This is a genomic window from Mesorhizobium sp. M6A.T.Ce.TU.016.01.1.1 (assembly GCF_003997065.1).
GTDB lineage: Bacteria > Pseudomonadota > Alphaproteobacteria > Rhizobiales > Rhizobiaceae > Mesorhizobium > Mesorhizobium mediterraneum.
Map to the genome: position 1 here is coordinate 137,672 of NZ_RZTJ01000012.1, position 17,462 is coordinate 155,133.

11 protein-coding genes are annotated in these 17,462 nt (G+C 64.1%); 2 read left to right on the forward strand and 9 right to left on the reverse strand.

What is annotated here, in order from left to right:
• The first annotated feature begins 366 nt into the window (after positions 1-366).
• Entirely contained in the window at positions 367-1,236 is an 870-nt protein-coding gene (locus EOC94_RS21540; protein WP_127293310.1) for a hypothetical protein, read from the forward strand.
• A gap of 51 nt (positions 1,237-1,287) precedes the next feature.
• Here the strand turns inward: EOC94_RS21540 and EOC94_RS21545 are convergent, their stop codons facing one another.
• The 8 genes from EOC94_RS21545 to EOC94_RS21580 form a co-directional block, all read right to left on the reverse strand.
• Complete coding sequence (locus EOC94_RS21545) at positions 1,288-2,799, reverse strand: aldehyde dehydrogenase family protein (protein WP_127203812.1); 1,512 nt, start codon at positions 2,797-2,799, stop codon at positions 1,288-1,290.
• A gap of 178 nt (positions 2,800-2,977) precedes the next feature.
• Positions 2,978-4,252 carry an RNA polymerase sigma factor gene (locus EOC94_RS21550; RefSeq protein ID WP_095484112.1) on the reverse strand — a complete coding sequence of 425 codons (1,275 nt, stop codon included), beginning with the start codon at positions 4,250-4,252 and terminating at the stop codon, positions 2,978-2,980.
• Positions 4,249-4,623 carry a YciI family protein gene (locus tag EOC94_RS21555; protein ID WP_095484111.1) on the reverse strand — a complete coding sequence of 125 codons (375 nt, stop codon included), beginning with the start codon at positions 4,621-4,623 and terminating at the stop codon, positions 4,249-4,251. The genes EOC94_RS21550 and EOC94_RS21555 overlap by 4 nt, the downstream gene beginning before the upstream one ends.
• Positions 4,624-4,734: 111 nt before the next feature.
• Complete coding sequence (locus tag EOC94_RS21560) at positions 4,735-5,835, reverse strand: DNA topoisomerase IB (protein ID WP_127203815.1); 1,101 nt, start codon at positions 5,833-5,835, stop codon at positions 4,735-4,737.
• A gap of 147 nt (positions 5,836-5,982) precedes the next feature.
• Entirely contained in the window at positions 5,983-6,867 is an 885-nt protein-coding gene (locus tag EOC94_RS21565; protein ID WP_126105166.1) for a transglutaminase family protein, read from the reverse strand.
• A 2-nt stretch (positions 6,868-6,869) separates the two neighbouring features.
• A complete protein-coding gene (locus EOC94_RS21570) occupies positions 6,870-9,272 on the reverse strand; it encodes a circularly permuted type 2 ATP-grasp protein (RefSeq protein ID WP_127293312.1) in 2,403 nt (800 codons plus the stop codon).
• Positions 9,273-9,278: 6 nt separating this feature from the next.
• Positions 9,279-12,656, reverse strand: a complete 3,378-nt coding sequence (locus tag EOC94_RS21575; RefSeq protein ID WP_127293314.1) for a transglutaminase family protein — start codon at positions 12,654-12,656, stop codon at positions 9,279-9,281.
• 110 nt (positions 12,657-12,766) lie between these two features.
• On the reverse strand, positions 12,767-13,957 hold the full coding sequence (locus EOC94_RS21580) for an acyl-CoA dehydrogenase (protein ID WP_095484107.1): 1,191 nt from the start codon (positions 13,955-13,957) through the stop codon (positions 12,767-12,769).
• Between the two features lie 108 nt (positions 13,958-14,065).
• On the opposite strand from EOC94_RS21580, the gene EOC94_RS21585 reads away from it, so the two are divergent.
• The gene (locus tag EOC94_RS21585; RefSeq protein WP_127293316.1) at positions 14,066-14,962 is read left to right on the forward strand and encodes a LysR family transcriptional regulator; all 897 of its coding nucleotides are present in this window, start codon (positions 14,066-14,068) and stop codon (positions 14,960-14,962) included.
• On the opposite strand, the gene EOC94_RS21590 is transcribed toward EOC94_RS21585, so the two are convergent.
• Complete coding sequence (locus EOC94_RS21590; RefSeq protein WP_127293318.1) at positions 14,963-17,275, reverse strand: Tex family protein; 2,313 nt, start codon at positions 17,273-17,275, stop codon at positions 14,963-14,965.
• Positions 17,276-17,462 lie beyond the last annotated feature (187 nt).

Here is a 17,462-nt window from a genome sequence, read left to right on the forward strand (position 1 = left end):
GCTGGCTTCACAGGACCAATAGAAAAAAGGCCGGACTGTAAAAGTCCGGCCAAGCATGAAGGTTCAAAACCTCCAGAGGGGAACGCGCCGGATGCAATGGGAGGAAAACATCCGACGCAATCGGTATATGGGTCGGCACAGGTGACGTTTCAACCACATACTGTGGGCCACGTCAGCCGCTGCATAGAGCCACCAGCGCCGATTAAAAGTGCTCACGGCCCGCGTATCAGTTTTAGCGTGACAGCCATAACGGTTGGCAACTTTTTGCGCTATATGGCAGTTATCCGCCAGCCTCTGGACATAGCCGTGAAGGCTGAAGCCGTGATCGGTGTTCGCCATTGGAAGGCTTGATCGGGCTCGGCGAGGATGGCGCTAAACTTGGAAGATATTGCCTGCCGTCCGGCATTTCATCGGTCTGTTCGGGCTCAGTCGCAGATGCTGCTCCAGACCTACGAAGCCAACCCGCGGCTCGCTTCCGTGTTCGCTACGCAGCAGCGCTGGCTGATGGCTCACATCGGTCTTGCCTTGCACTTCAGACGGCAACCACATGACGATCGCACCAGACTGACGACCACACGTTTTATCGACATGATACACCGCTGTTCGGTGGCCAGCCGCAACACCGCCGACGCTTTCATAAAGGAGATGCTGCACTACAATTTCATTCGTGATCTGTCGACGAATAGAGACAGAAGGGTCCGCCCCCTGCAGCCGGCTGCGACCACTCTGGAAACGCTCGCCGGATGGGTCTTTGCCCATCTGAGAACGCTGGACAGTCTCGACGGCGGAAGTCGACTGATCACATTCGCCGCGAGACCGGACGCGCTTGCCAGATTGCAGCCGCTGGTGGCGGATGGCCTGCTTTCGTCCCACGCCGTGCGCGAGCCGAAACAGACCTTTTCCCTGTTCACCTGGCTTAACAATGGCGGCGTCGTCATGGATTGGCTGATGTCCGGCGTCGATCCCGACCATGCCGGCCTCGACCGAATTCCGACCGGCATTGTCTCGATCGGAGACTTCGCAAACTGGCTCAAGCTTTCCCGCACCCATCTTTCACGCAAATTGCGCGACGCCGAAAACCTCGGCAGCATCGGCTGGCTGGGTCAGCGGGGCCATTCGGTCATGTGGGTGTCGAACCATTTCTATCAGGAATACATGACCGCACAGGCCGTGAAGCTCGCGATCATCGATGCGGCCTTCCAGAATTGCTTTCACAATCCAGGAACCCCGGAATAGAGAGCAACATGGCGATCGTGGCGGCCATTGCGACCGCCACGATCGGAGTTCTCAGTCGATGTCGAAGGATACGCCTTGGGCCAGCGGCAGCGCCTTGGAATAGTTCACCGTGTTGGTGGCGCGCCGCATATAGGCCTTCCAGGCATCGGAGCCGGATTCACGGCCGCCGCCGGTCTCCTTCTCGCCACCGAAGGCACCACCGATCTCGGCCCCCGATGTGCCAATATTGACGTTGGCGATACCGCAGTCGGACCCGTCGACGCCGAGGAAGCGCTCGGATTCCTGCAAGTCGCGGGTGAAGATCGACGACGACAGCCCCGCGCCGACTGCATTGTGCTCGTCGAGCACGGCGTCGAAGTCCGAATATTTCATCACATAGAGGATTGGCGCGAAGGTTTCTTCGGTAACCGGTGAGACCTGCTTGGGCATCTCGACCAGCGCCGGATGCACGTAATAGGCGTCGGGATGGCCGTTCTCCACCCGCGTGCCGCCGGTCACCTTGCCGCCGTGCGAAGCCGCCTCCTGCAATGCCTTCTGCATGGCATCATATGCTGCCTTGTCGATCAACGGTCCGACCAGCGCTGATGTCTCCAGCGGATTGCCGACCGAGACGCTTTCATAGGCCTTCTTCAGGCGCGGAACCAAGGCATCATAGACGCTGTCATGCACGAACAGGCGCCGCAGCGTCGTGCAGCGCTGGCCGGCCGTGCCCATGGCGCCGAAGGCGATGGCGCGCAAGGCCATGTCGAGATCGGCCGTCGGGCAGACGATGCCGGCATTGTTGCCGCCGAGCTCCAGCACGGCGCGGGCAAAGCGCTTCGCCAGCCGCGGACCGACATCCCTGCCCATGCGGGTCGAGCCGGTGGCCGAAACCAGCGGCACCTTGGGATGATCGACCAGGATTTCGCCGACGGCGCGGTCGCCGATCAGCACCGACGTCAGGCCTTCCGGAGCATCGCCGAAACGTTCTGCCGCACGCTTGAAGATCGCCTCGCAGGCGAGCGCCGTCAGCGGCGTCTTTTCCGACGGTTTCCACACCACCGCGTCGCCGCAGACCAGCGCCAGTGCCGCGTTCCACGACCACACCGCGACCGGGAAATTGAAAGCGGAGATGACGCCGACGACACCCAGCGGATGCCAGGTTTCCATCATGCGATGGCCGGGCCGCTCGGTGGCGATGGTCAGGCCGTACAATTGCCGGGAGAGGCCGACGGCGAAATCGCAGATGTCGATCATCTCCTGCACTTCGCCGAGCCCTTCGGACGGGATCTTGCCGACCTCGATCGACACCAGCCGGCCAAGCTCGGCCTTGTGTGCGCGCAGTTCCTCGCCGAGCAGCCGCACCAGTTCGCCGCGTTTCGGCCCTGGCACCAGACGCCACGCCTGGAAGGCCATATGGGCCTTGTCGATGGTCTTTGCCGCATCGGCCGGCGAGATCGTCTTCAGCGCGGCAATCTGCTCGCCCGTGACCGGGCTGCGCACGATTAGATCACCGCCCGAAAGCGCGGCCTCGGCAACACCCAGTTTCGCCAGTAGCCCGGCTGTTTCCTTCGCAATCGTCATTCTCTGTCCCTTTCAGATGCCGTCGCTCATGTGGCGTCGGTTAAAGCCTTGTGCCATGCCGTCCCTGTGCCGATCGGCACATCAGGCGCTGTCAAGGCGTGGCATTACTCGTTTCAGGGAAAAATCTCCACCCCGGCATGGTCTAAGCCAAGGTCGGACCGTTGAACCAGCGAGTCGTTCAGCGCGCTGTCTGCGCGGTTCCCCGCGCGGCGCCTTCCTTCATCAACCGGTCGATATGCATGCGGATATGCGCGGCCTCGGCTGCCGTGTTGGCAAGCGCGATGGCACGGTCGAAGGCGATGCGCGCCTCCTCGCCACGACCAAGCTGCATCAGCAGGCCGCCCTTGAGGCCGAAGAAATGGAAATAGCCGGAAAGCCTCTGTTCCAGCGGCTCGATCATGGCAAGTGCCGCTTCCGGCCCGCGCACCTTGGCGACCGCGACGGCGCGATTGAGCGTCACCACCGGCGACGGCTGCATCTGTTCAAGCAGGCTATAGAGCAGGTCGATCTCGTTCCAGTCCGTATCCTCTGGCCTTGCCGCCCGCGCATGCAGGGCAGCGATCGCCGCCTGCACCTGGTAGGGACCGGGCTTCTGGTGGCGCAATGCCTTGTCGACCAGCGCTAGCCCCTCGTCGATCATCTTGCGGCTCCACAGGCTGCGGTCCTGGTCCTCGAGCAGTACGATCTCGCCGCTCTCGTCGAAGCGCGCCGGCGCACGCGCATGCTGGAGCAGCAGCAGCGCCGTCAGGCCCATGATCTCCGGCTCGGTCTGGAACAGCCGCAGCAGCAGCCTGGCCAGCCGGATCGCCTCTTCGCAAAGCGGGGCGCGGGCGGGAGCCTCACCGCTGTTGGTCGAATAGCCTTCGTTGAAGATCAGATAGACCATGGCGGCGACGGCGGCGAGCCGTTCCGAGCGCTCGACCGCACCGGGCGTCTCGAATGGCACGCCGGCATCCGCAATACGCGCCTTGGCGCGGGTGATGCGCTGCTCCATGGCGCTTTCGCCGACGAGGAAGGCGCGGGCGATCTGCTTGACGCTCAGGCCGGAGACGATGCGCAATGCCACAGCGATCTGCTGCGTCGCCGGCAGGTCGGGATGACAGCAGATGAACAGCAACCGCAAGATGTCGTCGCGGTAGTGCGCGCCGTCCAGCCGTTCGGCGATGTCGGTCTCGGCATCCTCCAGATCGGAGATCTGGTCTTCCTCCGGCAGCGGCGCCTGCTTGGCGCGCTTGCGCACCGCGTCGATGCCGCTGTTGCGCCCGACAAAGATCAGCCAGGCTGCCGGATCGCGCGGCGGGCCGTTTGTCGGCCAGTTCTTCAGAGCTCGCAGGCAAGCGTCCTGGAAAGCTTCCTCCGCCGCATCGAGATCGCGGAAGTAGCGCAGCAGCGCGCCCATCGCCTGTGGGCGGGCGGTACTGATCGCCGTGCTGATCCAGGTAAGATCGGTCATGCGGAAACCTTGGCGGGATTGAAGAGCGAAACCGGCCGTATCTCGTAGGAGCCGCCGCTCGGGTTGACCTCGGAAAGCTCGCGCGCAAAGTCGACCGCCTCGTCGAGATCGGCGCATTCGAGCGTGTAGAAACCGAGGAATTGTTCCTTGGTTTCGGCAAACGGGCCGTCTATGACGACCGCTTCGCCCTTGACCTTTCTCAGCGTTGTCGCAGCGGTCGTCGGCAGCAGCCGCGCCACCGGGCCAAGCCGGCCCGCCTGAGCGTATTTTTCCTGCACGCCGAGGAGTTTTTCCATGACAGCGTCATCTTGCTCCTTGCTCCAGGAGCAGACGACGTCTTCGGAGGCATAGCAGAGGATCGCGTAGAGCATGGGTGGTCCTTTTCTCTGTCAAAGGACGAAACACTAGGACCTATCCCGACAAGACGTCGACAAAAAATTACGTCCTGCACGGATCACGAAACTGCGGCTGCTCTGTCCAGTTCAGCTTTCCTGCGCCTTCAGCCATCTCAGTACGAGAGCCTCTTCGTCATCAAGGCCGGGTATCGATCGTTTCCGCTTGTTCGCATCCGCTATCTCGCTGAGCAGCCGTCCTTCGGACCAGGCATCGAAAACTTGCGGGTGGATATAGCATCTGCGGCAGATGGCGCGCGTGTTGCCCAGCCGCTCGGCGACCTTGTCGATGAGGCCGTTCATCACCCGCTTCTGTTGTGCCTGGCTTTCGGGTCGTCCGGTTTGCGCAAACAGTGACGCAGCATGGATGGTGCCGCCCCAGGTTCGGAAATGCTTGGAGCTGAAATCGGCCTCTGCCATCTCCCTGATGTAGCGGTTGACGTCATCGGAGCGGATCGGTCGCCTGCTTCCGTCCTCGTCGAGATACTGGAACAGCTTTTGGCCCGGCAGGTCCTGCGCCCCGCGCACGATCCTGGCAATCCGGCGATCGACGAGCTTCAGCTTCCATTCCTTGCCGGACTTGCCTTTGAAAGCGAAACGCAGGCTCGAGCCATTGATGTCGACATGGCGGTCGCGCAGCGTGGTCAGCCCAAAGCTGTTGTTATCGCGAGCATAGGCGGCATTGCCGACGCGGATCATCGTGTTGTCGAGCAGCCAGACCACAGCAGCGACAACCCGCTCCAGCGGCAGGCCGTGACGGCGCAGATCGGCATCGATCTGGCGTCGCAGCTCAGGCAGGCTTTCTGCAAAGGCAACCAGGCTCGAATATTTTACGCCGTCACGCTCCTCCGCCCACAGCGCATGGTAGCGATATTGCTTGCGTCCGCGCTGGTCCCGGCCGGTCGCCTGGATGTGACCGTCAGCAACGGGCGAAATCCACACATCTGTCCACGCCGGTGGAATGGCGAGCGCCTTGATGCGGGCCAAAGTGTCCTCGTCGACGCCCTGCCCGTCAGGCCCTTTGTATGAAAATCCCTTGCCAACCCTCAGACGGCGGATACCGGGCTCGGCGTCAGTGATGTAGGTGAGTGAGGCTCGATCGGCAGAGGCTTGCGACCCATTTGTCGGCGCCCCTGGAGCAACCTTCCTGCTAGCCGACCGGCCAGGCGACGACCCGGATTTGTCCAGCATGTCCTCTCCACGGAATTTCCCGTAGATAAGCGACGGATCGGCCGCTGGTTCCGCCATGGCTTCCACAAAGATACCAGGCTCACCACATCCGCGTTCGAGAAGCAGCCTTCTGCCGATGTTCAAGATCGAGTGTGGCCTCGCTTGCCGTCATGCCTTTTCAAGCACGACCGGAATGACGTCGACTGCCTGCTCGCCGACCTGTCCGCCCGTCGTCTTCAGGACGCCGACGATCGGCGCTACATCCGAATAGTCGCGGCCATGGCCGACGGTGATATGGTCGTTGCTTGCCCGCATGCCGTTGGTCGGATCGAATTCCTGCCATCCGGTGTCGCGCCCACACCACACCTTGACCCAGGCATGCATGGCGTCGGCCCCTTCGAGCCGCGGTTTGCCACGCGGCGGAATGGTGCGCAGGAACCCGCTGACATAACCGGCGGGAATACCGAGGCCGCGTAGGCCGGCGATCATGATGTGCGAAAAATCCTGGCAGACGCCCCGCCTCAGGTCGAAGGCATCGCTCGCCCGGGTCTGCACCGTGGTCGCCTCGCCATCATAGGTGAAATCGCGATGAATGCGGTTGCACAGGTCCACCGCAGTGCTGACAGCCGAGCTGCCGGCACTGCCGCGCGCGTAAGCCGTGATCGCAGCGTCGATGCCCGCGTGATCGCTGGCGGCCAGGAAATGATGCGGCGATCCGGGCGACAGCGACCGTACCGCGTCGAGTTCCTCGCGCAGCCGGCGAATGTCGGGCGACACGTCAAGCCCAGGCTCCGGCCGCGAGACGGCGACGCGCGCGCTCATCCTGATATCGAGCGCATCATGGGCATCGCGAAAGGCGATCGACGTGACATTGTTGCCAAAGAAATCGGAAAAGTCGGAGCGTTCGCTCGGCGCCGGCGCGAAGGACAGCGAAGCGGCGATAACGCGCTGCACGCCCGATATCGTCGGCGGCAGCACGCGCACCTGATGGCGGCCGCCGCCCGCCGCCGCATCGTAATCGTAACGCAGATTGAGCCTGATGTCGTAGAGCATGCTTACCCGAAATAGGCTTTGGCGAGGCTGTTGTAGAGACCGCTGATCTCGGTGGCGAGATCGTCCAGGGCCTTCGCCGTCATGTCCGAGGGCTCCTTGATGGCGATCGCCGTGTTGAGCTGCAGGATCTCTTTCGCCGCTGGCGACATATGCCCCTCGCCGACAGCAGGCAACAGCGCGATTTCGGCCTTCAGCCGCTCGAGCTGGAACAGGATGGAGCGCGGATTGAGCGGATCGAGCACCAGGAGATCGATCACCGTGCGCCGGCCGGCCTGCACCGGATACTGCCGCCGATGGGTCATGACGCTGTCGCCGATCTCCAGCATCATGTCGAGCGCGCCATCCGGCGCCGCAGCCCTGGTCAATCGGGCGAGCGTGCGGGCGATCTGGATGCCGCGTTCCAACCGCCGGCCGATCTCCAGGAAGCGCCAGCCGGTGAAGCGGTACATATTCTCATGCAGCAGGCCCGAAAACCCGGCGAGCTTGCGCAGGATGACTGTCATCGCCCGCGTCGCATCATCGCCCGGCGCCACCGTCATCGCGAATTGATGAATGGTCTTCGACAGATCCTTCAGCGCCAGCCAGCCATCGGGCGAGAAGCGGTCGCGGATCTGTCCGGCGCTGTAGACGGCGCTGTCCAGCGTGCCGATCAGCCCCGGCGGGATCGCCGTCGCGACGTCGATGCCGAACGGTTCGAGATAGTCTCTGATATCGGCAAGCAGCGGCATGTCCGGGTCGGAGGCCTCGGCCAGCCGCACGTGATAGGCGCGCAGGATGCGCACGGTGTCTTCGGATCGCTCGATATAGCGGCCGAGCCATGTCAGGTTTTCGGCCGCGCGGCTGGGCAGGCTGCCCGGCAAGGTGCGGGTGAAGCTGTCATGCTCCTGCGGCAGCAGCGTCTCGCGCTCCACCGGTTTGTCGCTGACCACCCACACATCCGCCGCCTGGCCGCCGCGCTGCATGGCGATTGCCGTCGGGTCGAGTGAAAAGCCGACTCGGGCAAAACCGCCGGGCATCACCGTCCAGCCTTCCGGTGTTCGCGCCAGATAGACGCGCAGGCTTGCCGGCCGCGGCTCCAGCCAGCCGCCGACATAGACCGGCGTGGTCGAAAGCGTTACCGCTTCCTGTCCGACGAAGTCGCCACCGCCGCGTTCGATCTGGGCTATCAGCTCGGCCCGCTCCCCGGCAACCAGCGCCGAGCCCAGCCTGGTGCAATCGTCATCCTCGAAGGCAAGCCGCGTCGACAGCGCCGGACCGATCACCATGTGGTCGAGGTTAGCCAGCACATGGTCACGGTCCGTGTCCCGGCCGCACCACCATGTCGCGACGCTCGGCAGCAGAAGCTCCTCGTTGCGCAATTCGCGCGAAATCTTCGGCAGGAAGGCGGACATCGCCCGCGTTTCCATCAGCCCGGAGCCGAGCGCGTTGACGGCCGAAACGGCTCCCCGGCGGATCGCCTCGACCAGCCCTGGCGTGCCGATCTGCGACTCCGGCCGCAACTCCAGCGGATCGGCGAAGGCGGCGTCGAGCCGTCGCCAGAGCACGCTGACCGGCATCAGTCCCGAAACGGTGCGTACCATGAGCCGGCCGCCGGAGACGGTCAGATCCTCGCCTTCGAGCAGCATGATGCCGAGATAGCGGGCGATATAGGCATGTTCGTAATAGGTTTCGTTGAGCGGCCCCGGCGTCAGGATGGCGACACGGCCGCCTGATACCTTGGCCATGCCGTTCAGCGCGTCGCGAAAGCGGCGGAAGAAGCCGGCAAGACGGTGCACATGCATCTCGCCATAGATGTCGGACAGCGCGCGCGTGGTGGCGACGCGGTTTTCCAGCGCAAAGCCGGCGCCCGACGGCGCCTGCGTGCGGTCGCCGAGCACCCACCAGCGGCCGTTCGGTCCACGGCCGAGCTCGAAGGCGCAGAAGTGCAGGAAATGGCCGCTGGCCGGCCTGGTGCCGACGACCGGCCGCAAATATTCCGGGCTGGCGGCGATCAGCCCCGCCGGCAAAATGCCTTTCTCGACCAGCCGGTTCGGCCCATAGATGTCGGCGATCGTTTCCTCGAACAGCTCCGCCCGCTGAACCAGGCCGGCACTGATCGCAGCCCATTCCTGCTCCTCGATCAGCAGGGGCACATGCGCCAACGGCCATTCGCGCTCATTGGCGCCGGCCTTGTCGTAGACGCGGTAATAGACACCGGCGTCGCGCAGATACTGGTCGGCGCGAGCGAAGCGCTGGGCGAGCTTTTCAGGCCCCAGCTCTTCCAGTGCCTCGATGAAGTCCTTCCAGACCGGACGAGGATTGCCTGATGCGTCGACCATCTCGTCGACGACACCGTCGATCGGCTGGTAGTGCTCCAGCAGGTTATGCGGTCTGCCGCGTATTTTCCTGTGATTCCCCTTTGCCATGGCTGATCAGAGTCTTGCAGGCCGCCGCAGGTCAAGGGTCATCGGGAAATCCTCAGAGGCTTGTTCGTCGCGCAGCACGTAGCCGGACGGCGTATGGCCGCGCGGCTCGAAGCGGGCGAGCCGCCGCGCCTCCGCTTCGTTGCCGTTGACCGGGAAGGTGTCGTAGCTGCGCCCGCCGGGATGCGCGACATGGTAGACGCAGCCGCCGACCGCCCGGCCCGACCACCGATCGTAGATGTCGAAGACCAGCGGCGTGTTGACCGGCAGCGCTGGATGCAGGCCCGATGCCGGCTGCCATGCCTTGAAGCGGACGCCCGCCACCGCGATCTCTCTGGTGTCGGTCACCTTCATTGGCACGATACGGCCGTTGCAGACGACGGCATGACGCTCCGGGTTAAGCCCTTCCGTCTTCACCTGCAGCCGCTCGACCGAAGAATCGACAAAGCGCACGGTCCCGCCGATGGCGCCCTGCTCGCCCATGACATGCCACGGCTCCAGCGCTTGCCGCAGCTCCAGCTTGACACCGGCATACTGAACCTCGCCGCAGAACGGAAAGCGGAATTCGAGCTGCGCGTCAAACCATTCGGGGCGGAATTCAAAGCCGTTCAGCTTGAGGTCGTCCAGCACGTCTAGAAAGTCAGCCCAGACATAGTGCGGCAGCATGAAACGGTCATGCAGCGACGTGCCCCAGCGCACGAAGCGGCCGTCGAGCGGGTTTTTCCAGGCGCGGGCGATGATGGCGCGCACCAGCAATTGCTGCGCGAGGCTCATGCGCGCATTGGGCGGCATCTCGAAGCCGCGGAATTCGACCAGCCCCAGCCGGCCGGTCGGGCCGTCGGGCGAAAACAGCTTGTCGATGCAAATTTCCGAACGGTGGGTGTTCCCCGTCACATCGGTCAGAAGATTTCGGAACAGCCGGTCGACCAACCACGGCAATGGCGCATTGCCCTTGTCTGGATGCGGCACCTGCGCCATCGCGATCTCGAGCTCGTAGAGCGAATCGTGGCGCGCCTCGTCGAAGCGCGGCGCCTGGCTGGTCGGGCCGATGAACAGGCCCGAAAACAGATAGGACAGCGACGGGCGGCGCTGCCATTGCAGGACAAGGCTTTTCAGCAGATCCGGACGGCGCAGGAACGGGCTGTCGTTGGGCGTCGCGCCGCCGACGACGACATGGTTGCCGCCGCCTGTGCCGGTGTGGCGCCCGTCGATCATGAACTTGTCGGCGCCAAGCCGTGTCTGCCGCGCCTCCTCGTAGATCGCTGTGGTCGTCGCCACGCAGTCCTGCCAGTTCGCAGCCGGATGGATATTCACCTCGATGACACCGGGATCCGGAGCCACACGGATGACGTTGAGGCGCGGATCGTGCGGCGGGCCGTAGCCCTCGATATGCACCGGCAGGCCGATAGCCTTTGCCGCGTTCTCGGCCGCCGCGACCAGTTCGAGATAATCTTCCAGCGCCTCGACCGGCGGCATGAACACACAAAGCCGTCCGTCGCGCGGCTCGACCGACAGCGCGGTGCGCACCGCGCCGCCGATCTCGGTGATCTCCTGTTCGACACGGTCCTGCTGGCCGGTCGCGGCGGTGAAGAACGCCGCATGCTGGCGGCGCGCCATTTCGTCGGCGCCTTCCAATTCGGCCGGGGCAGCGTCCGGCAACGGAGCGGCCTCAGGCAAAATAGCCTGGCGCGCCGGCAGTGGTCCACGCGGCAGCGAAGGATCGACCGGCACGATGTAGGGGAACTGCGCCGGCGGTACATGGGGCAGCGTGCCGAGCGGCAGGCGGTAGCCGACCGGCGAATCGCCCGGCACCAGGAACAGCTTGCCGCGCCGTGTCTTCCATTTCTCCGAACGCCAACGCGGCCCCGACGCCTGGCTGTTCCAGCGCTGGACCGGCAGCACGTAGCCCGACGGCTTGGTCAGGCCGCGTTCGAACACTTTTGCCAGGCGGCTGCGCTCTTCCGGGTCTTCCAGCTTCGAATTGGACGGGTCGACATTGTCGGGCAGCTTGCCTTCCTTGAGCAGCCACTCGGCCGGGTCCTCATAGGCTTCGCTGACCATGGTCTTGTCGATGCCGAGTTCATCGGCAATCGTCGTCAGCAGGCTTTCAGCCTGCTTCGGTCCGACATCTGCTTCGCTGTTTTCCCGTGCGATCAGCGACGGGTCGCTCCACACCGGCTCGCCGTCGGTGCGCCAGTAGAGCGAGAATGTCCAGCGCGGCAGACTTTCGCCCGGATACCACTTGCCCTGACCGTAATGCAGGAAGCCGCCGGGCGCGAAACGCTCACGCAGCCGGCGGATCAGCGCATCGGCCTTCTCACGTTTTGTCGGGCCGACGGCGGCGGTGTTCCACTCCTCCGCCTCGAAATCGTCGATCGACACGAAGGTCGGCTCGCCGCCCATGGTCAGCCGCACGTCCCCGGCCTCGAGCGCGGCGTCGACCTGGACGCCCAGGGCATCGAGCGCCAGCCAGCTTTCGTCGGAGAATGGCTTGGTGATGCGCGGGTGCTCGGCGATGCGATCGACCCGCATGTCGAAGCCGAATTCGACATTGGCGAAGCTCGCCATGCCGGAAATGGGCGCGGCGTTGCGGAAATGCGGCGTTGCGGCGAGCGGCACATGGCTTTCGCCGGTGAGCAGGCCGGAGGTCGGGTCGAAGCCGATCCAGCCGGCCCCCGGCAGATAGACCTCGCACCAGGCATGGAGATCGGTGAAATCAACGGCAGTGCCGGGCGGCCCGTCAAGCGCGACGAGGTCGGGCTTCAGCTGGATCAGGTAGCCGGAAACGAAGCGCGCGGCGAGGCCGAGGTTTCTTAGGATCTGCACCAGCAGCCAGCTCGTATCGCGGCAGGATCCCTTGGCGGCGGCCAGCGTTTCCTCGGGTGAGAAGACACCGGTTTCCATGCGCACGATATAGGCGATCTCGCGCTGCAGCCGCGCATTGAGGTCGACGACGAAATTGACGGTGTTGGTTGGGTGTCGCACGATGGTCTGCAGGAACGCCGACAGCAGCGGTCCAGCCGGCTCCGGCGTCCGGTAGATGGCGAGATCGTCGCGGATCTCTTCTGGGTATTCGAACGGAAAGATTTCGGCCGACGGCTCGACGAAGAAATCGAACGGATTATAGACCGTCATGTCGGCGACGAGGTCGACCTCGATCTTCAGCTCCGTCACCGGCTCAGGAAACACGAAGCGGGCGAGGAAATTGCCGTAGGGGTCTTGCTGCAGATTGACGAAATGGTTTGCGGGCTCGACCTTCAGCGAATGACTGAGCACCTTGGTGCGGGAATGCGGCGCCGGCTGCAGCCTGATGACCTGGGGGCCAAGGACGACCGGCCGGTCATATTTGTAATGGGTCAGGTGGTAGACGGCTGCCAGAATTGCCATGGTGCCCCGAAAGTCGGCGTTTCAAACGAATTCGCCGAACCCTGACACATCAGGCGGGCATTCTCCAAGCAGATGTTGCGGTGCACCTAATTTAAGCGACAGTTGCCGGCTCAGAAAAACGCCTGCAACCCGGTCTGCGCCCGCCCGAGGATCAGCGCATGCACGTCATGCGTGCCCTCATAGGTGTTGACCGTTTCAAGGTTCTGCGCGTGGCGCATGACGTGGTAACCGATCTGGATGCCGTTGCCGCCATGCATGTCGCGGGCCTGGCGGGCAATGTCGAGCGCCTTGCCGCAATTGTTGCGCTTGACGATCGAGATCATCTCCGGCGCCATCTTGCCTTCGTCCATCAACCGCCCGACCCGCAAGCTGCCCTGCAGCCCCAGAGCGATCTCGGTCTGCATGTCGGCGAGTTTTTTCTGGAAAAGCTGCGTCCCGGCCAGCGGCTTGCCGAACTGCTTGCGGTCGAGGCCGTATTGGCGGGCCCGGTGCCAGCAATCTTCCGCCGCGCCCATCGCGCCCCAGGAGATGCCGTAGCGCGCCCGGTTGAGACAGCCGAACGGACCCTTCAGGCCCGACACATTGGGCAGCAGCGCGTCTTCGCCGACCTCGACGCCTTCCATCACCACTTCGCCGGTGATCGAGGCTCGCAGCGACAGCTTGCCGCCGATCTTCGGCGCCGACAGCCCCTTCATGCCCTTCTCCAGCACGAAGCCGCGAATCTCGTTGTCATGCGCAGCCGATTTCGCCCAAACGACAAAGACGTCGGCGATCGGCGCGTTGGAAATCCACATTTTCGAGCCGGAGATCTTGTAGCCGTTCGCGGTCTTTTCGGCGCGCGTCTTCATGCCGCCCGGGTCGGAACCGGCATCCGGCTCGGTCAGGCCGAAGCAGCCGATCCATTCGCCGCTGGCGAGCTTCGGCAGGTATTTCTTGCGTTGGGCCTCCGAGCCATAGGCATGGATCGGATACATCACCAGCGACGACTGCACGCTCATCATCGAGCGATAGCCCGAGTCGATGCGCTCGACTTCCCGCGCCACCAGCCCATAGGTGACATAGTTGGCGCCGAGCCCGCCATATTCCTCGGGGATGGTGATGCCGAGCAGACCCGCCTCGCCCATCTCGCGAAAGATGCCGGCGTCGGTCTTTTCCTCGAGATAGGCTTCCTCGATCCTGGGAGCGAGCTTGTCGGCAGCGAATGCCGCCGCGCCATCGCGCACCATCCGCTCGTCTTCCGAAAGCTGGTCCTCGATCAGGAAAGGATCGTCCCAGACGAATGCGTTCTTATCGGCGGCCATGGCTCTCGGTTCCCAGAACAAAATCTTGAAGTGCCCGGCTTATCGACCCCCGCTTAAAAAAAATCAAACGAAATTGCATCACCAATCAATGAGCGTTAGTAATGGATCATGAACGTCCAGCGCCGCCTTTTGCCTAACATCGGCGCCCTTACCGCCTTCGAGGCTGTGGCGCGCCTCGGCTCTTTCACCGCCGCCGCCCGCGAGCTCGATCTGACTCAGGGTGCTGTAAGCCGGCAGATCGCGTTGTTGGAGGACCAGTTCGGCCGTCGGCTGTTCGAACGCGACAGCCGCAATGTCCGGCTGTCGACGGCAGGCGAGATTTATGCCGAAGCGGTGCGCGCCGCCCTAGGTCAATTGCGCGACGCGGCCCTTGGATTGATGAGCAATCGGCATAGTGGCATCTTGAACCTCGCCATCCTGCCGACCTTCGGCACACGCTGGCTGATGCCGCTCATCCCGGATTTCGTCGAAAACAATCCTGATATCACCATCAATTTCGTCACTCGTATCGGCCGCTTCGACTTCGCCCGCGAGAGGCTCGACGCCGCCATCCATTTCGGCCTGCCGGATTGGCCCGATGCCGACTCCACACTCTTGGTCAGCGAAACGGTCGCGCCAGTGGTCTCGCCCGAATTTCTGGCCGGCCGCGCCATTGCCACGCCCGCCGATATCGGCCGTCTGCCGCTGCTGCATATGGCGACGCGGCCCGGCGCATGGACCGAGTGGTTCGAGCATCAGGGTTTGAGCGCACCGACTGGACCGGGCATGCAGTTCGAGCAGTTCGGCACCGCCGCCCAGGCCTGCATGGCCGGGCTTGGCGTCGCGCTGCTGCCGCAGGTCCTCATCTCAGGCGAGTTGCAGCGCGGCCAGTTGGTGCCGGCGCCGGGCCGGCCGATGCAAAGCCGCAGCGCCTATTACCTCGTCGTGCCGCACGACAAACGCGGCCATCCGCCGGTCGCCAGTTTTCGCGACTGGCTGCTGGGCCATGTACCGCCGGAGAAGTAGCTACTTCCGCTTCAGCGCATCGGCCAATGCGGCACCGAATGCGCCCTGTTGCGCCGGCCGCTCTGGCTGACGCTGCGGCACCGGCGCTCGCGGCACCGGTCTGTTGCCGTTGTCGCGCGGCTTCGGTGGACCGCCCTCGCCATCCCTACGCATCGACAGGCCGATGCGCTTACGCTTGATGTCGATGTCGACAACACGCACCTTGACCACGTCGCCGGCTTTTACCACCTCATGCGCGTCCTTGACGAAACGGTCGGCCAGTTGCGAGACGTGCACCAACCCGTCCTGGTGCACACCGATATCGATGAAAGCGCCGAACGCCGCGACATTGGTGACGGTTCCTTCCAGCAGCATTCCAGGCTTCAAATCCTTGATGTCGTCGACGCCGTCGGCGAAGGTCGCGGTCTTGAAACCTGGTCGCGGATCGCGGCCGGGCTTTTCCAGTTCTGCCAGTATATCACGCACCGTCGGCAGGCCGAACCGCTCATCGACGAAGACCCGCGGATCAAGCGCCTTGAGGGCGGCACTGTCGCCCATCAGCGAGCGGAGGTCGCGCCCACAGGCGGCGACGATCTTTTTCGCCACGCCATAGGCTTCCGGATGCACGGCCGAGGCATCCAGCGGTTCGGTGCCGTTGGGAATTCGCAGGAAGCCGGCGCATTGCTCGAACGCGCGGGGTCCAAGGCGAGAGACCTTCAGCAGGTCACGACGGCTGGCGAAAGGGCCGGTCGCATCGCGATGCGCGATGATGGCCTCGGCCAGCGATGTGCCAAGACCCGAAACCCGCGCCAGAAGCGGCGCCGAGGCGGTGTTGAGATCGACGCCGACGGCATTGACCGCGTCCTCGACCACCGCTTCCAGCGAGCGGCCGAGCCGGTACTGGTCGACATCGTGCTGATACTGGCCGACGCCGATCGACTTTGGCTCGATCTTGACCAGTTCGGCGAGCGGATCCTGCAGTCGCCGCGCGATCGACACCGCGCCGCGCAGCGACACGTCGAGGCCGGGAAATTCCGCCGCCGCCGTCGCCGAGGCGGAATAGACCGAAGCACCCGCCTCGCTGACGATCACCTTCAGCGGCTTCGGCCCGGAATCAGCAGGCATGTCGGCCAGCATGTCGGCGACCAGCCTTTCGGTCTCACGGCTGCCGGTGCCGTTGCCGATGGAAATCAACTCGAGCTTGTGCAAGCGGATGAGCTTCGCCAGTTCGGCCTGCGTGCCTCGCACGTCGTTCTTCGGCGGGAACGGATAGACCGTCGTCGTCGCCAGCAGCTTGCCGGTGCCGTCCACCACCGCCACCTTGACCCCGGTGCGGATGCCGGGATCGAGCCCCATCGTGGCGCGCGAGCCGGCGGGTGCCGCGAGCAGCAAGTCCTTCAGGTTGCGGGCGAAGACATGGATCGCCTCTTCCTCGGCCCGCTCGCGCAGATCGCGCATCAAATCGAGCGTCAGATGCAGCGACAGCTTTATGCGCCAGGTCCAGCCGGCAACCTCCATCAACCAGCGGTCGCCCGGCAACTGGCGGCCGATGGCATAGGCATCGGCAATCATCCGTTCGACCGGCTTCACCGGCGACGCGTCGTCGGCATCGACTTCGATGTCGAGCGACAGCACCTCTTCATTGCGGCCGCGCAGCATCGCCAGCGCGCGATGGCTCGGCACGTTGGCCCAGCGCTCGACATGGTCGAAATAGTCGGAGAATTTCGCGCCGGCCTCCTGCTTGCCGTCGAGGACGCGTGACCGCATGAAGGCCCGTTCCTTCATGTAGGCCCGCAGTCTGCCGACCAGGTCGGCATTTTCGGCGAACTGTTCGGACAGGATGTCGCGCGCGCCGTCGAGTGCCGCCTTGGCATCGGCCACCTCTTCGCCGACATAAGCCAGCGCCAGTTCGCCGGGCACCGCCGCGCGGTCGGCAAGGATGGCCTCGGCCAGAGGTCCCAAGCCACGCTCTCGCGCGATCTCCGCCTTGGTCCGGCGCTTCGGCTTGTAGGGCAAATAGATGTCTTCGAGTTCCGCCTTGGTGGCAGCCGCAGCGATCTTGGTTTCGAGTTCCTCGGTCAGCTTGCCTTGCTCGCGGATCGAACCGAGGATGGTGTCGCGGCGCGCATTGAGCTCGCGCAGATAGGCGAGCCGCTCGGCAAGCAGGCGCAACTGAGTGTCGTCCAGGCCGCCGGTGACCTCCTTGCGGTAGCGCGCGACGAACGGCACTGTCGCGCCTTCGTCCAGCAGCCCGATCGCCGCCGCAGCCTGTTCGGGCCGGGCAGTGATCTCGGCCGCGATGATTGCTGCGATGCGCTTGATGTCGGATGCCATGTCGTTCCTGCTGTCCTTATCGAAAAGAGCGGCGACCATAGGCGCAGAGCGTCGCTCCGCCAACCGCGGCGTTTTCGATCACCCTGACAGGTCCACAGGAAAGCTGTGATGCCGCGGTTGCCTGGACCGTGTCAGACCGTTCGGGCAAACCCGTATCTGGTCTCGGACGCGGTCTTGCCGGCCATGG

Excerpts from the sequence above, each read along its gene's own strand:
- EOC94_RS21540 (WP_127293310.1), top strand. The coding sequence starts at position 367 with ATGGCGCTAAACTTGGAAGATATTGCCTGCCGTCCGGCATTTCATCGG.
- EOC94_RS21545 (WP_127203812.1), bottom strand. The coding sequence starts at position 2,799 with ATGACGATTGCGAAGGAAACAGCCGGGCTACTGGCGAAACTGGGTGTT.
- EOC94_RS21550 (WP_095484112.1), bottom strand. The coding sequence starts at position 4,252 with ATGACCGATCTTACCTGGATCAGCACGGCGATCAGTACCGCCCGCCCA.
- EOC94_RS21555 (WP_095484111.1), bottom strand. The coding sequence starts at position 4,623 with ATGCTCTACGCGATCCTCTGCTATGCCTCCGAAGACGTCGTCTGCTCC.
- EOC94_RS21560 (WP_127203815.1), bottom strand. The coding sequence starts at position 5,835 with ATGCTGGACAAATCCGGGTCGTCGCCTGGCCGGTCGGCTAGCAGGAAG.
- EOC94_RS21565 (WP_126105166.1), bottom strand. The coding sequence starts at position 6,867 with ATGCTCTACGACATCAGGCTCAATCTGCGTTACGATTACGATGCGGCG.
- EOC94_RS21570 (WP_127293312.1), bottom strand. The coding sequence starts at position 9,272 with ATGGCAAAGGGGAATCACAGGAAAATACGCGGCAGACCGCATAACCTG.
- EOC94_RS21575 (WP_127293314.1), bottom strand. The coding sequence starts at position 12,656 with ATGGCAATTCTGGCAGCCGTCTACCACCTGACCCATTACAAATATGAC.
- EOC94_RS21580 (WP_095484107.1), bottom strand. The coding sequence starts at position 13,957 with ATGGCCGCCGATAAGAACGCATTCGTCTGGGACGATCCTTTCCTGATC.
- EOC94_RS21585 (WP_127293316.1), top strand. The coding sequence starts at position 14,066 with ATGAACGTCCAGCGCCGCCTTTTGCCTAACATCGGCGCCCTTACCGCC.
- EOC94_RS21590 (WP_127293318.1), bottom strand. The coding sequence starts at position 17,275 with ATGGCATCCGACATCAAGCGCATCGCAGCAATCATCGCGGCCGAGATC.